17 protein-coding genes, 1 pseudogene and 1 other annotated feature are annotated in these 12,590 nt (G+C 42.4%); of the genes and pseudogenes, 2 read left to right on the top strand and 16 right to left on the bottom strand.

All coding sequences use genetic code 11. The features are described 5' to 3' along the window. Positions 1 to 95: 95 nt before the first annotated feature. The 6 genes from E5983_RS01075 to E5983_RS01050 all read right to left on the bottom strand — a co-directional run bounded on the left by E5983_RS01075 (position 96) and on the right by E5983_RS01050 (position 4,049). Entirely contained in the window at positions 96 to 377 is a 282-nt protein-coding gene (locus E5983_RS01075) for a nucleoside triphosphate pyrophosphohydrolase family protein (RefSeq protein WP_160332097.1), read from the bottom strand. 148 nt (positions 378 to 525) lie between these two features. Next, positions 526 to 819: a 50S ribosomal protein L27 gene (gene rpmA, locus E5983_RS01070; RefSeq protein ID WP_003032879.1), complete on the bottom strand. Its 294-nt coding sequence runs from the start codon at positions 817 to 819 to the stop codon at positions 526 to 528. 17 nt (positions 820 to 836) lie between these two features. Next, a complete protein-coding gene (locus tag E5983_RS01065) occupies positions 837 to 1,181 on the bottom strand; it encodes a ribosomal-processing cysteine protease Prp (RefSeq protein WP_160332096.1) in 345 nt (114 codons plus the stop codon). Positions 1,182 to 1,195: 14 nt separating this feature from the next. Then, entirely contained in the window at positions 1,196 to 1,510 is a 315-nt protein-coding gene (rplU, locus tag E5983_RS01060; protein WP_135037918.1) for a 50S ribosomal protein L21, read from the bottom strand. Between the two features lie 31 nt (positions 1,511 to 1,541). After that, positions 1,542 to 1,613: a sequence feature (ribosomal protein L21 leader region), on the bottom strand. 76 nt (positions 1,614 to 1,689) lie between these two features. Continuing rightward, a complete protein-coding gene (thiI, locus tag E5983_RS01055) occupies positions 1,690 to 2,904 on the bottom strand; it encodes a tRNA uracil 4-sulfurtransferase ThiI (protein WP_160332095.1) in 1,215 nt (404 codons plus the stop codon). A gap of 2 nt (positions 2,905 to 2,906) precedes the next feature. Then, positions 2,907 to 4,049, bottom strand: a complete 1,143-nt coding sequence (locus tag E5983_RS01050) for a cysteine desulfurase family protein (protein WP_160332094.1) — start codon at positions 4,047 to 4,049, stop codon at positions 2,907 to 2,909. A 922-nt stretch (positions 4,050 to 4,971) separates the two neighbouring features. Here E5983_RS01050 and E5983_RS01045 point away from each other — a divergent pair. Next, positions 4,972 to 5,397 (top strand): DUF6556 family protein, encoded by a 426-nt coding sequence (locus tag E5983_RS01045; RefSeq protein WP_160332093.1) that lies wholly within the window; start codon positions 4,972 to 4,974, stop codon positions 5,395 to 5,397. 102 nt (positions 5,398 to 5,499) lie between these two features. Then, positions 5,500 to 5,637, top strand: a pseudogene (locus E5983_RS10000) (DUF3644 domain-containing protein); the annotation flags it as partial. Between the two features lie 868 nt (positions 5,638 to 6,505). Here E5983_RS10000 and E5983_RS01035 read toward each other — a convergent pair. The 10 genes from E5983_RS01035 to E5983_RS00995 form a co-directional block, all read right to left on the bottom strand. Further along, complete coding sequence (locus tag E5983_RS01035; protein WP_160332092.1) at positions 6,506 to 6,685, bottom strand: hypothetical protein; 180 nt, start codon at positions 6,683 to 6,685, stop codon at positions 6,506 to 6,508. Between the two features lie 414 nt (positions 6,686 to 7,099). Next, positions 7,100 to 7,483 (bottom strand): hypothetical protein, encoded by a 384-nt coding sequence (locus E5983_RS01030; protein WP_160332091.1) that lies wholly within the window; start codon positions 7,481 to 7,483, stop codon positions 7,100 to 7,102. Beyond that, on the bottom strand, positions 7,480 to 8,067 hold the full coding sequence (locus tag E5983_RS01025; RefSeq protein WP_160332090.1) for a toxin-antitoxin system HicB family antitoxin: 588 nt from the start codon (positions 8,065 to 8,067) through the stop codon (positions 7,480 to 7,482). The genes E5983_RS01030 and E5983_RS01025 overlap by 4 nt, the downstream gene beginning before the upstream one ends. Then, entirely contained in the window at positions 8,060 to 8,311 is a 252-nt protein-coding gene (locus tag E5983_RS01020; RefSeq protein ID WP_160332089.1) for a HicA family toxin-antitoxin system, read from the bottom strand. Before E5983_RS01020 ends, E5983_RS01025 begins: the two co-directional genes overlap by 8 nt. Positions 8,312 to 8,537: 226 nt before the next feature. Next, entirely contained in the window at positions 8,538 to 9,275 is a 738-nt protein-coding gene (locus E5983_RS01015) for a CHAP domain-containing protein (RefSeq protein WP_160332088.1), read from the bottom strand. Further along, positions 9,259 to 9,483: a phage holin gene (locus E5983_RS01010; RefSeq protein ID WP_160332087.1), complete on the bottom strand. Its 225-nt coding sequence runs from the start codon at positions 9,481 to 9,483 to the stop codon at positions 9,259 to 9,261. The genes E5983_RS01015 and E5983_RS01010 overlap by 17 nt, the downstream gene beginning before the upstream one ends. After that, positions 9,470 to 9,856 carry a hypothetical protein gene (locus E5983_RS01005; RefSeq protein WP_160332086.1) on the bottom strand — a complete coding sequence of 129 codons (387 nt, stop codon included), beginning with the start codon at positions 9,854 to 9,856 and terminating at the stop codon, positions 9,470 to 9,472. Before E5983_RS01005 ends, E5983_RS01010 begins: the two co-directional genes overlap by 14 nt. A 3-nt stretch (positions 9,857 to 9,859) precedes the next feature. Further along, on the bottom strand, positions 9,860 to 10,093 hold the full coding sequence (locus E5983_RS09670) for a hypothetical protein (protein ID WP_202056273.1): 234 nt from the start codon (positions 10,091 to 10,093) through the stop codon (positions 9,860 to 9,862). Then, positions 10,090 to 10,509, bottom strand: a complete 420-nt coding sequence (locus E5983_RS01000) for a DUF1366 domain-containing protein (RefSeq protein WP_160332085.1) — start codon at positions 10,507 to 10,509, stop codon at positions 10,090 to 10,092. The genes E5983_RS09670 and E5983_RS01000 overlap by 4 nt, the downstream gene beginning before the upstream one ends. A 16-nt stretch (positions 10,510 to 10,525) precedes the next feature. Next, positions 10,526 to 12,562, bottom strand: coding sequence for a DUF859 family phage minor structural protein (locus tag E5983_RS00995; protein WP_160332084.1), 2,037 nt, complete (start codon positions 12,560 to 12,562; stop codon positions 10,526 to 10,528). Positions 12,563 to 12,590 lie beyond the last annotated feature (28 nt).

Raw genomic sequence — 12,590 nt, 5'->3', positions numbered from 1 at the left:
TTCGCATCCACTAAACCAATCTCCTCTACTCATGTTTTCTGAGACTAGTATAGCTAGATTTCTACTTTATCGGAAGATACCTTGTTATTGGGCGCTTACAACGCTTCTAGCTCTTTTTGAAGGTCTACATCTAGCCGTAGAGAGAGCTCTAACAACCACCATACATTCTCAGCCAATTTTGCTTCCAGTTGATAAGGCGTTTCATCGTAATAACGTCCTATCCGTGTCATAATCAGACGATTCAAATTCCCTATATCGTTGGATAATGCTAGCAGATCTTCCTCAACTGACCATTCAGAGCCATGATGTTCTCTTTCCAATACATGATAGGCTTGCCGAATAGCATGGCTACGCTGTATAATTTCTTCTAATGACATTTAAATCTCCTATTCCTATACATTGTTCTTTATGGGTAGTTAAACAAATAAGGCTCTCCGAAAACCTCGGAAAGCCTTATTTTCTGGGTGTTTAGAATACCTCTTTGTTAGGTCACAAAGAGGTGATAAAAAGGTTCCCCGAACCTTTTTATTTAGCGATTGGGTAAACAGAAACTTGTTTTTTATCGCGTCCTTTACGTTCAAAGCGAACAACACCTTCAACTTTAGCGAAAAGTGTATCGTCACCTCCGCGACCTACGTTCACACCTGGGTAGATGTGAGTACCGCGTTGACGGTAAAGAATAGATCCACCAGTTACGGTTTGTCCATCAGCAGCTTTTGCTCCAAGACGTTTCGCTTGTGAATCGCGTCCGTTAGATGTAGAACCTCCACCTTTTTTGTGGGCGAATAATTGCAAGTTAGCAAGATTCATTTTCAACATAATTGTTTTCCTCCATATTAGCTTTCAGTGATAACTTTTGTTTGCACAAACTCCGACGAGTCTTCCGCCAAATTTGCCATTCCGAGAAAGAAGGATTCAAAAAAGAGTTGAGCCATCTCTCTCTGATGAGGGGGGATACTTTGTGGAATCTCCACACGTAGAAATCCACCTTCGATTTCGTTTAATTCTAGATGCGGTTCGAAGCCTGCAAATTTCTCAATTGAATTTACAAAATTAATAGCAAGCGTAGAAACCGACGCACACACGACATCAAAGCCGTACTCGCCACTGGCAGCATGTCCAGTAATTTCTGCACTCCTCAGCTCGCCATCTTCGGCTTTTTCAAAGACTGCTTGTATCATGTGTTCACCTCTAATTAAGCGTTGATTGCGTTAATGACAACTTTTGTGTAAGGTTGACGGTGACCTTGTTTACGATGGCTACCTTTTTTAGGTTTGTATTTGAAAGTTACAACTTTCTTTTGTTTTCCTTGTTTTTCAACAGTTCCAACTACAGAAGCGCCAGCGATTACAGGAGTTCCAAGGACAGTTTTTTCACCACCTACAAGAACAACTTCGTCAAAAGTAACTTCTTGACCTGCTTCAACATCTAACTTCTCAACGTAGATTGCTTGACCGACTTCAACCTTAACTTGTTTTCCGCCAGTTTTGATAATTGCGTATGTGCTCATTATGCACCTCCTATAAATTTTGGGGTTTTCCCCTTTTGTGAAGACTCGCCTAGCATCGTGGGGCGAACCACTTAAAACGATGATCGTGCGGTTGCACAGGATGTGCATAGTCAACTCTTATAGTTTACTCCATTCGAACTAAAAAAGCAAGAAAAGAGGCATAATTTTTTAATGTTTTTTTACAACAAATCTTCAATCAAGTCATCAACTTGATCTTGCTGGACTTGCGGTGTAATTTCTGTCACCTTAATTCCTGCCACCGCTCTGTCGACCAAACCGTCAATATCCAAACGTTGTTCATACTGCTCAACATTTTTGATTTTGGGATTGGTTTTCGGACGATCTGGAGCAAAGATTGTACAACAATCCTCAAAAGGTTGAATCGATATGTCGAAGGTATCGATAGCCTGGGCAATGTCAATGATCTCCAATTTATCCATGGTCACTACTGGACGAATAATCGGTGTAGAGCTGACCGCATTGATAGCCTGCATACTCTCAACTGTCTGACTAGCGACTTGCCCTAGACTTTCACCATTGACAATGATTTGTCCGCCGCGGACTTCACGGATGCGGTCGGTAATCCGCAGCATAAACCGACGGGTCAGGGTCATCAAATAAGCCTCGGGAGCCTTCTCCTTGATTTCCTCTTGAATTTCAGTAAAAGGAACTTCGATAAACTGGATATTACCGCCAAATTTAGTTAATTTCCGCGTCAAATCATGGGCTTTTTGCAAGGCACCAGGGCTGGTGTAAGGAGGACTTGCAAAATGAACAGCTTCAATCTCCACACCACGCTTGAGGGCTAGGTAACCAGCCACAGGAGAATCAATCCCCCCTGATAGCATCAACATCCCCTTACCAGAGGTGCCAACCGGCAAACCACCTGCAGCGCGAATCCGCTCATGCGTTAGATAGGCTGCCTCTTCCCGAATTTCTACTTGCAGATTAATATCCGGCCCCTTCATGGCAACCTTGGCATAGGGGAAGTTCCGAAAGACCACATCGCCCAAGGTCACATTCAACTCCCGAGAATCTTGTTCAAAGCTGTGGTCACTGCGCTTACTTGAAATCTTGAAAGTCATTCCTTCCTTATAAATAGACGTCATGATTTCCAAAACCGCCGCTTCCAGCGCCGGAATCGACTTATCCACCTTGTAGACCGGTGAGAAATTCTGGATCCCAAAAACCTCTTTTAAATTCTCAGCAACCGCCTCATAGTCGGCCCCATTCAAATAAACATGCGCCCGATCTCGATCAGCTGTAATTTCGATTCCTGGAAAAGGTGAAAGAACATCCTTGATATTGCGACGTAGTTGTTTAATAAAACGCATACGGTTTTTACCCTTGGTCGATAATTCCCCGTAACGCACCATAATTTCTGAATATTGCATCCTTAACGTACTTTCCTTGTCTGTTGGTAAATCAATTTAAAGGTGGTTAAAAACTGTTCCACCTGCGCCATGGTATTTTCCCGCGAGAAACTTAAGCGAACCGCAGAACTAGCCCTGTTGCCAGGGACTCCCATCGCAATCAAGGTTCCAGCCGGTTTTCCGGCTTTAGCCGAGCAGGCACTGGTTGTCGAAACAAAAATATCATAAGCTTCTAGGGCGTGTAAAAGAACCTCGCCACGAACCCCCTTAATGCCAAAGGTTAGAATATTGGCACTGTGACCATCCAAGTCCGAAAAAAGCTCCACATCTTCATACTTGGCTAATTCTTGCAGCAGGTTAGACTTAATCGCTGCAAGACGCTCTTGGACAAGCACTCGCTCTTCCATGCTCAAACGCAAGGCCTTGGCCATAGCACCGATACCGGCAAGATTCTCAGTAGTCGACCGGCGCTCTCCCTCTTGCCCACCACCTGTCAGCAAGGGAGACAGCCGTTTTCCTTTTTTAAGATAAGCAAATCCGACACCCCGTAGCCCATGAAATTTGTGAGCCGAAAAACTGGCGAAATCAACGCGCTCCGGCAAGAACAAAGAGACATCTAGCTTACCAAGGGCTTGCACGGCATCGATATGGAGGGAAACCTTGGGCCAAGCCTCCAAAATCCGAGCCATCTCTGGAATTGGTTGAATACGTCCAATCTCATTATTCACAGCCATCACTGAAACCAAAATGGTATCCGGACGAATCTGCGCCGCAAAGCGCTCTAAATCGACCTGCCCCGTCTTATCAACCGGAATTTGCTCGACCTCAAACCCCTGTCCTACCAGCCATTGAGCGGATTCTGCCACCGCTGGATGCTCCACAGCTGAGATCAAGATATGCCGCCCGAAATCCTGCTTTTCAAAGGCAACACCCTTGATAATCCAGTTATCAGCCTCAGTCCCGCCAGAGGTAAACACAATCTCTTGCGGATCCTTACCAAGCAAATCTGCAACCTGTTTGCGTGAAGCATCCAAAAACCGATGAGCCTGATTACCTAGACGGTGCAAACTGGAAGGGTTTCCCCAGATTTTCGAAGCAATTTCCGTATAAGTGGCCAAAACCTCCGGATAGGGTCTGGTAGTGGCCGCATTATCAAAATAAATCATTTACGACTCCTTGTATTCAATGTCTCCTATTTTATCATGAACCATTAAAAATAAGAACAGATAAGCCACAAATCCCAGACAACAAGGCTTCCTATTCTCTCCAAAAAGCGCTAACAATTTCGGCCTTATCCCTTTTTGCCCTGGGAAAATCAAAAACCGCCCAACTTCAGGGCGATTTTTGATTCATGAACTTCAATCAATTTTTCAAGTGAGCCTTCACTCTGCTTCACCCGTACGCAACTCATTAATCGATAGTCAACTAAAGTCTGAGCCAAGAGGAGCGACCTCAAGACTTCTTTAGCATTACAAGGACTAGGTAGGACTGGTTACCTCCAACTTTCACCTGACATTCAGAATTTCAAAGAGATGTGTTCCTTTCTTTCTGCACATTTAGGCTACTTGTACACAACTTTAGCGTAAGCAACGAGCTTTTCACTCGTCAAAGTGCATCATAGCTTGGTTTTGCATTCCCGTTTCACCGCTTGTTGCAAAGCAAGGGATTCACGGGTTATTCCCCACTGGGGCGTCTATTATCACTACCGCCGTCTGTTGTTGATCTAGTTACGCATGGACTCCACGCTGTACGCACTCTTGCTACTCTCTCACATCGCAACATCCAATTGTCACCAATCAGATAATTTCTTATCCTGACGCAGTATCCCACATACGGCGAAACGAGATTTACGCATACAACCTTGGCAAGGTGTCAACCAATCTTCACCAAGTTACTTGAAAAATTGATTGAAATCCACGTAACATTATTTTACCACTCTAGAAATCAAAGTCAAATAAAAACTGTGCACCGGTACAAGCTGCTCGATCTCTATAGTTCTCAAACGGAAGGAAAACGTAGGTCCAGTTCAACCTTGAATTTTCTCCTCCCCCTAGCTATAATAAGAAGAGAAAGGAGACATGTAAACGTATGACAGAATTATCAAGACGCAACAAACAAAAACCCAAGAAACCCGTAATTGACAAGGAAAAAACCAAACAAAAGCTCAACAGCGGCCTCAACGCCTTCCAGCGCACACTAGCGATTCTCGGAGGAATTCTCGGTCTCATTACAGCCTCCATCACGATCTATACCTTTATGAACCGAAACAATCCCGCCAATGAAGGCAACTCTAACCCTGTTCAAACTATTATCCGGCAATTCCAAGGTAACCCCGAAACCCCGAGCTCTAGCAGCCAGGAAAAAACAGAAACCCTGGAATCCTCTACCCCTTCAAGTGAAATTCCCACTACCAGTGAAAGTTCCAGCCAAATCCTAGAACCAGAAACGACAACACCTAGTACATCCCTTGAGACCCCAAACATCCCAAGCGAACAACCTGCTACAACTGAATAGGAAGAGAAGATTGGAAAGCGCATTTCCAGTCTTTTCTAAAAGCAAAATACCTAAATCTCCTCCTCATTCAGAAAAATGGTAATATAAGAATAGAAACTCTAAGATGAAAAAGACTCTTATCGCCATAAAATCGGAAATTCTGAACACGATACCTATTCGCAGCAGTTTATCGACTTTATTATTACAGAGATAGAAAAAGACCCTCAAAACTTTGTTGAGAGTCTTAGGAAATCTAAATAGACTTCCTGCGGAACTAATGTATTAGATCCCATTTTTCAGCAAGAGAGATCGCACAACCACACTGAAACATTTTGTAACTCAGTCTTTTTCAAGTGATGACTCCGATAAATCTTAGGTTCTGTCACTGTTTTGCAGGAAGTCTAATAAAAAGATAACTCCAGGCACATAGGAATGCTTAGCCAATGGCCTCCCCCTCTCTGGGACCCAGCGTTTATCCTTCACGAGTTACCATTGTTAAATAAATTATGACACATCAAAAATGTGTTGTAATTTATTTAGCAAAACATTCCACTCCTGCAAGGTTTATTAGGCCATGTTCGCTATCACAAGAATTGACTCAATGAACTCCTAAATGGAAGAAGCTGGAATATTCTTCATATAGCACACAATATTTGGTCTAACGATATACAATGCTGTTAGACCAAATCAACTACTGCGTCGAAGACTAAAGTCAGCTCCGTTTTAGCATAGACTACAATTTCAAGGAAATCTAATATTACATGACCTATTTTCCAAAGGGACAAAAAACATCTTTGTTATTCGAAACTTCCACCAAGATTTTTTAAATTTAAAGCTAGAGACTTCAGCACACTATTCCATAAAAGATTTTAGAAAGATAATTATGATTACCAAAGAATTATTCCGAGTAAAAAGAATTAAAATATAGAGTGAAAAAACGCAGTAGAATAGGCTTTTTGATTTGGATTTTTAATATACACTCCTATAATTTCCGAAACTTTTGGGGCAAAATTTGGGGCAGACAATTTCCGATTCCTATTATTTTTTGCCCCTAGAAAAACTAAAAACCGCCTCGAATTCGGGGCGGTTAGTGTTAGAAAATCAATGGGCCTTTCCATTAAATTTTAGACTATTGTAGCATATTTCTACGCTCTTGGATAAGTTGATCTAGTTCGTCCAGGTCTTCGAGGGTGGCCTTATTCCGGATGAAGCTCCGAGCACTGGAGCGAGAACTGAGATAGGACTTACGCTCTCGATTCTGATCCGCCCATTTTTCGTTGGCTCTTTTTTGTGATTCTGATACTGGCATATCATTCTCCTAACTTTTGAATTATTTCAAATATAGTTACGCCAAGTTTTACAATCAAAGCGAAGATTAGAAAATATAGTAGTGTGATTTGAAGTTTTTCTTTTTTCATGGTACTATACATATGAAAAGCAAAGCCTACTCGCTAGTGCTTTCGGCTTTACTAATTTTGTTTTAAGACTTGAAGATTTCAATTATTGTTTTGACTAGTTCCGCAACTGCATTTGCGATAGCCAATTTAATTGCTAACTCTTCAAGTCTTTTTCGTTTTCGACTTTTCATATGCTTACCTCCTTTCTTTAATTATATTATACTACACGTTATAGATGTTTGTCAAGTGATATTTGAAAAAAGTTCAAGTTTTTTTGCAACAAAAAAGCCCTCCGCAGGGGAGGGGGGTATTGATTTTAGTTAGCGTTATTCCTGATTAAAATTCAGATCAGGAATTTGAATTGCTCCATATACACCTTCAGAAAACAAGCCGACGTATAGTCTAAACTTTTCAATCATCGGATTGACAAGAAATTGTTGAAATTCTTCATCTTGTCTAACATCCTCAGGTAAATCCGAAGCTGATACAGAATATACTGCATCAATTTCTGTAGAAACTTGATACTGATTACCTGAATAGGAAATATTCATCTTTAGCAGAAGAATCTGATTCTCTTGTCCTTCATCTCTTTCAGGAAGTCTTAAATTCATAGACGCATTCCCTACACCATCTACTTTCTTCTCGTTACCGACATTAAATTCGAATTTAGTGAATGAAATTTTTTTTATTTCTATTTCTTTTGACTTCATTTGTTAGCCTCCAATAAACCTGAAAATATCCTCTGAAATTGTAAACCGCTATCCAGTACAACTTGCTCTTTATATGGCGATGTTTTTTTTGATTGATTCTCAAGTGTATAGTAAAAATGTTGTTCTGGAGCAGCAACTTTTTCCTCAATAGTTTGACTGAATTGCTTAGTTGTATTTTCAATTTGCTTAGCTAGTTGTTCAATCGAACTCTGCATATCATTAAATAATCCATCATTGATTAATTGCACCAAGGTTTGATTTAAGCTAACTCCTTCAATTTCGGAACGTTCCTTAACTTTTCTATGTAATGTTTTAGGCATTCTGAGAGTTACTTTTCCACTATATTCTTCCAAAGAATCTTTAAAAGGTTCTTCAATCTCTCTTCCCCACTCGAGATTTGCCTCAATCCAATCTGCTTTTGCTAATTCAATTTCTTCATAGACTTCATTTAACGAATCACCATAAACAATTAATCCTGGTAATTCTCTAATAGATGCAGTAAACAAGACTTCTCCATCATCATTGATCTCATCAATTAAAACCGAGTAGTCTAACCCAAGATAATACTTTTTATCTTTAATCATCTAAACCCTCCTCTAATTCAAGCACTCTCTCAATCATTTTTATAACCTTTTTTACATAAACCTGTTTAATAGGCTTATGTCGTGGTATTGGATAACTCTCTTCTAATAGAGGGTGAGAAGTGATTGAATGGTTAGTTCCTTGTTTCCACATGAAACCATATCTTCTACACAAAGATTCTAAACGTTCAGGGGTAACAGATTTGGGATCATTCTTTATTTTTTGCAAATCTTTTTCTTTGCCCATAACATTCCTCATTCAAATTGACACTGTATATAGAGTCAGTTTGATTATATAAAAAAACAATAATGATTGCAAATTTTTTATAAAAACCAAAAACACCCCTCCATAAAAATCCAGAGGGGTGTCTTGCTACTGACAGAATTCTAAACGTATGGAATTCCAATCGTTTAAAACGTCTTAAAATTTAGTTTAAGTAAGGAATACTGACCGATTTATTAACGCCAACAAATTACTCAAAAGAACCAAAACTTGTCACACGACGGCCATTCTCAGATTGGCCTACCGCTACATAGCGGCGATTGCCAGACTGTGCAATGTAAGTAATCCAGATATAACCGTCAAGATCACAGTATCCATCATAGTGGATTTTTTGACCTGGGGTATAAACTGCCACAATCTCCCCATCGAGCCCAGCTTTAGCACGTACGTTAAAAGCAGATACTTCTACCGTGAAAGTTCCTGTCTCTTCATGAATCGTACCGTCTCCAGTTGGTGCTGGCAAAGCAGGGGCTGGTGCATCGGAGATTGGGAAGTAGAACCAGCCAACCACACCGTCAAAGTTCCGAGTGGTGTAGCGAGCTGGACCACCAATGACTAAGCTGTCCGCATTGCCATCGATGTTCTGCTCGATAGTCTGCATGGTATAACCATCAGAATCCGCAATTACAAGTCCGGTATGGCCGTACTCATGTCCCCAAATATAGGTCGTATCCATGACGAATACAGCCCCAGCCCGTGGCTTAGAATCCAAGTTGCCAGCTTCGTTATACTCTACTTCCCAGCCAAGGCCAGCGGCTGCATTTAGCAAGTCAATGGCATTACCCCAGAGAGCCTTACCGAAAAGTTGGCCCGCAATTCCGTTAGGCAAGTCAACACACTGAGTACCATAATAGCCATCCTCGTCCCAACCTTGGCCAGAATTGGCAAGATTTTCCGCAAATCCAATTACATCATTTAGTGTTGCCATCTTTATCCTCCTTGTTACCATAAGAAATAGATGAGACTCCAATCATAGTTCCTAAAAAAGTGTTAAAAGCTGTCAAAATGGTCAGGCTTGGACCTAGCCAATCAGCTTGTAAAGTTTGGCCAATTACTCCAACAAAGGTGATAAAGGCTGGCATAAAAATCAACACCAGCCACTTCAAAAGGTCATAAGTCTTATTATCTAGTTTCATGATTCTCCTCCTCCTTCAAAGGCAATTCCACAAACTCGTGATAAAGCAGTTCAATCTCGCCGTTACCGCCTAGCTTCTTATAGGATTCAAAGAGCTTAGCGATGGCCTGCTTCCGGTCTAAGGTAGTATAGCCGCGCAAAATATCGGCCTTCATATCATGAGCCAGGCGGTAACTATGCAAGGTCTTGAGTCCATCAGAGTTTTTCAGAGCCGATTCCCGAATCTCTGAAACCCCAGACTTAACCTCTGCCATGTCTGCAACAATCTGGCTATTTTTACGATTATTAGCCTGCAATTCAGATACAATCTTATGCCCAATGCCCAGGAGGGCTCCGACTGCTGTCAGAAGCCCCGTTACTTCTCCCCAATTCAATGACTAGCCCTCCTTAATATCTGAATTGATTTCTTTTCCTTGTTGCTTTTTCGCCAAAACTTGGGCTACTATCGCACGAAGATTGAACAAATCAGGAACTTCTTCAAAAGTATAGGTTCCTGCATTAACTAGAGATACCCAAGATTTTACAATTTGGTGTTCTTTTTTGAATTTCATGGTAAATTTTCCTTTCTTTGCTAGTGCCGCACTTGTTGTCACTTTAGATAATAGACTCATTCCTCTACCTCCACTTCTTCTGCTCCCGGAAAAATAGCACCTAAAACTAAGCTTGTCAGTTCAGCAACTGCCGCATCGATCCGCTGCTCATTTTTTCTCATTTGAATCTTCGCCTCTTCAGAAGTCTGACGAAGTTCTGCAACAGCTTCATTAGCCACATCAACTGCCTCATCAATTTTAGCCATCTTCTCACCAATGAGATTAAACTTCTCATTCTCGGCCCGATGTGGGAAGTTCTCTTCATAAACGACTTCTAGCGCCTTTTCCAGTAATTCTGCATCCGAATCATTGATGACATCGGCCGGCAAAAATACCGGATAGGCAGCCCCTTCTAGATTGGTTAGTAAAACCTTGGTCCGTGATGGCTGACCATCCTGTCCGTAATCTAAACTTTTAGAGTTGTATTCTAACTTCATTGATTTCTCCTTTTTTCTAAGGTTGAGGGTCGTTTGTCAGATAGGTAACCGTCCCTGTCCAAACTTTTCCACCCAAGATGTTATTGGTTAGTTTTAGCGACCCATCAGAAGCAATATGAGCTACTGAAGTTCCTGCCGAAGAGGCACCGCTATTCGCATACATAATAAGGTGGCTTTCACTGATTGGCCGAAAACCTGCCGGGATTGTCTCTGTCACAGCTCGATACTCCGCAGATGAATTAATATTATAGATTCCCCTGTTGATTGAGAGAGTAACTGTATCTCCCTTTCGAACAACAGTCGCCTTAACTCCCCAAAAGAGATTTAGTTGACGACTACTAGTTCTAGTAGATTCCTCTTCCTTAAAAGCCAGTTGCTTCCAAGGGGTCCACTCACCATTATGCCGGGTTCGAGTGAAGCGTCTTCCGGTTGCTTTTTCGATTAAATCTTGAGAGAGATAGCGATCTGATTCGGAATAGATTGCCACATAAAATTGGCCGACAAAGTCACCTAGGGGACCATTTTTAGGCTCATTGACAGAAAAGAAACTGTTAATGGTCCGTAAGTTCAAGTCAACTGTCTTGCTAGCATTATAAGGAGACCGACCGTCTTTTGAAGTGAGGGGATAATGCTGGATCATTCGGTTATTGACGTAGATGTTGCCTTCGACATAAACATCTCCTCTGGCATCCACTGCTCCTCTTTCCCAAGGCTTCTTAATTCCAACTCCATGTGGAGTATAAGACAGCACAACCTGCTCTGTAGGAACCGAAAATACAAACTCGGTCGAGGTGAAAACATCTTCCAGAACTCCCTTAATCATCCAAGAACTGGTTCCAGAATAACTACCAGAGAGCTGTGCTCTCGAGTTAATAAACTCAAAAGTAGAGGTCCACTCACCCCCTGCCGGACCATTTGCCGCCGTGTAATTAGGTGATAAGCCCCTGGCTGCATAAAAGCGCAGCTTCATCCGGTTCTTATTGCCAAGGCTTGCCACCTTAGCGTTGCGATTAATCAAGAGCTGGTCCTGCAGCGCTCCCGCCCGCTCAACACTAAAAGATAGAATCGGCGCATGGTAGGCCTCCACCCGGACCTTTTTATCAACTGCTGGCGACTCCCGCCCCCGGCTATCAATCACTGTCGCTCTGACTGTAATTTCACCGCTCCGGTCGATAATCCCAAAAGTTCCATTATTCTCTGTGACCGTTTGATTGCTGCCAAGGATAACTGCCTTGTAATTCTTGATGGTAGAGCCCCTAGCTCCTTGAGCTACCCCGAAATTAACCTTGATTTGGGATAAGACCTGAACAAAAGGTCCATTGGGCAATACCCGTTTGACCACATCGCTACCTTCCAGCAGGCTAAAATTGCTGAGGGTTGGTTTGACCGAATCAGGAATGGTCAAAGTGGTTGAAAAAGACCGAGTCCCTAGCTTACGACCACCACTATAGGTGTCGACGTGGATTTGACCAGTCCCTGTTGTCGAATTAGGGTAGAGGTCGCACAACTCCATGGGTGGGGTCCAACTGATGGAAGTTGCTACATTAGAAGCAATTGTTCCGGACCTACTTTCAAATTCATAGCGAACCGTATGCGTATACCCAGCTTTTACCGGTTGGATTGTGATGGTCATGGCAGAACCAATCACCCCATTAGGCACCGTTGCTGAACTTGCTCGGGCAATAGCTGCCAACTGATAGCCTTGCCGTCCGATACTCAAGGTGTTAGGGGAGTAACCGCCCCCGCCCTGAAGTCTAGCCGTCATACTGGCGACCTTGGAACCATCATCGCCGTGTGTAATCGTGATGGTCTTATCGATTAACTGAATACTGGAATTCTGGCTAAGCATAGCCGGAGAACCCGAATAGTTAGCCGTCTGCCCATCAACGGTCACACTGGCGCTAATCTGGTAGCCTGTAAAGGTCCAGCCCCCATTTAAAAGCCAGGCTCGAATCCGAACCTGGCTGCTATTGTTGTTGACGTTTTGGCTTACCGTATCCAGCGTTACTTTCAACTTATAACCGCGGTCATCATTAGACCAAAAATCTGCCATTAGATACCTCCTACATAACGAATGACAT

The organism is Streptococcus danieliae, assembly GCF_009767945.1.
GTDB lineage: Bacteria > Bacillota > Bacilli > Lactobacillales > Streptococcaceae > Streptococcus > Streptococcus danieliae.
Note: the sequence above shows the minus strand (reverse complement) of the source record. Positions and strands in the feature narration are given on the sequence as shown.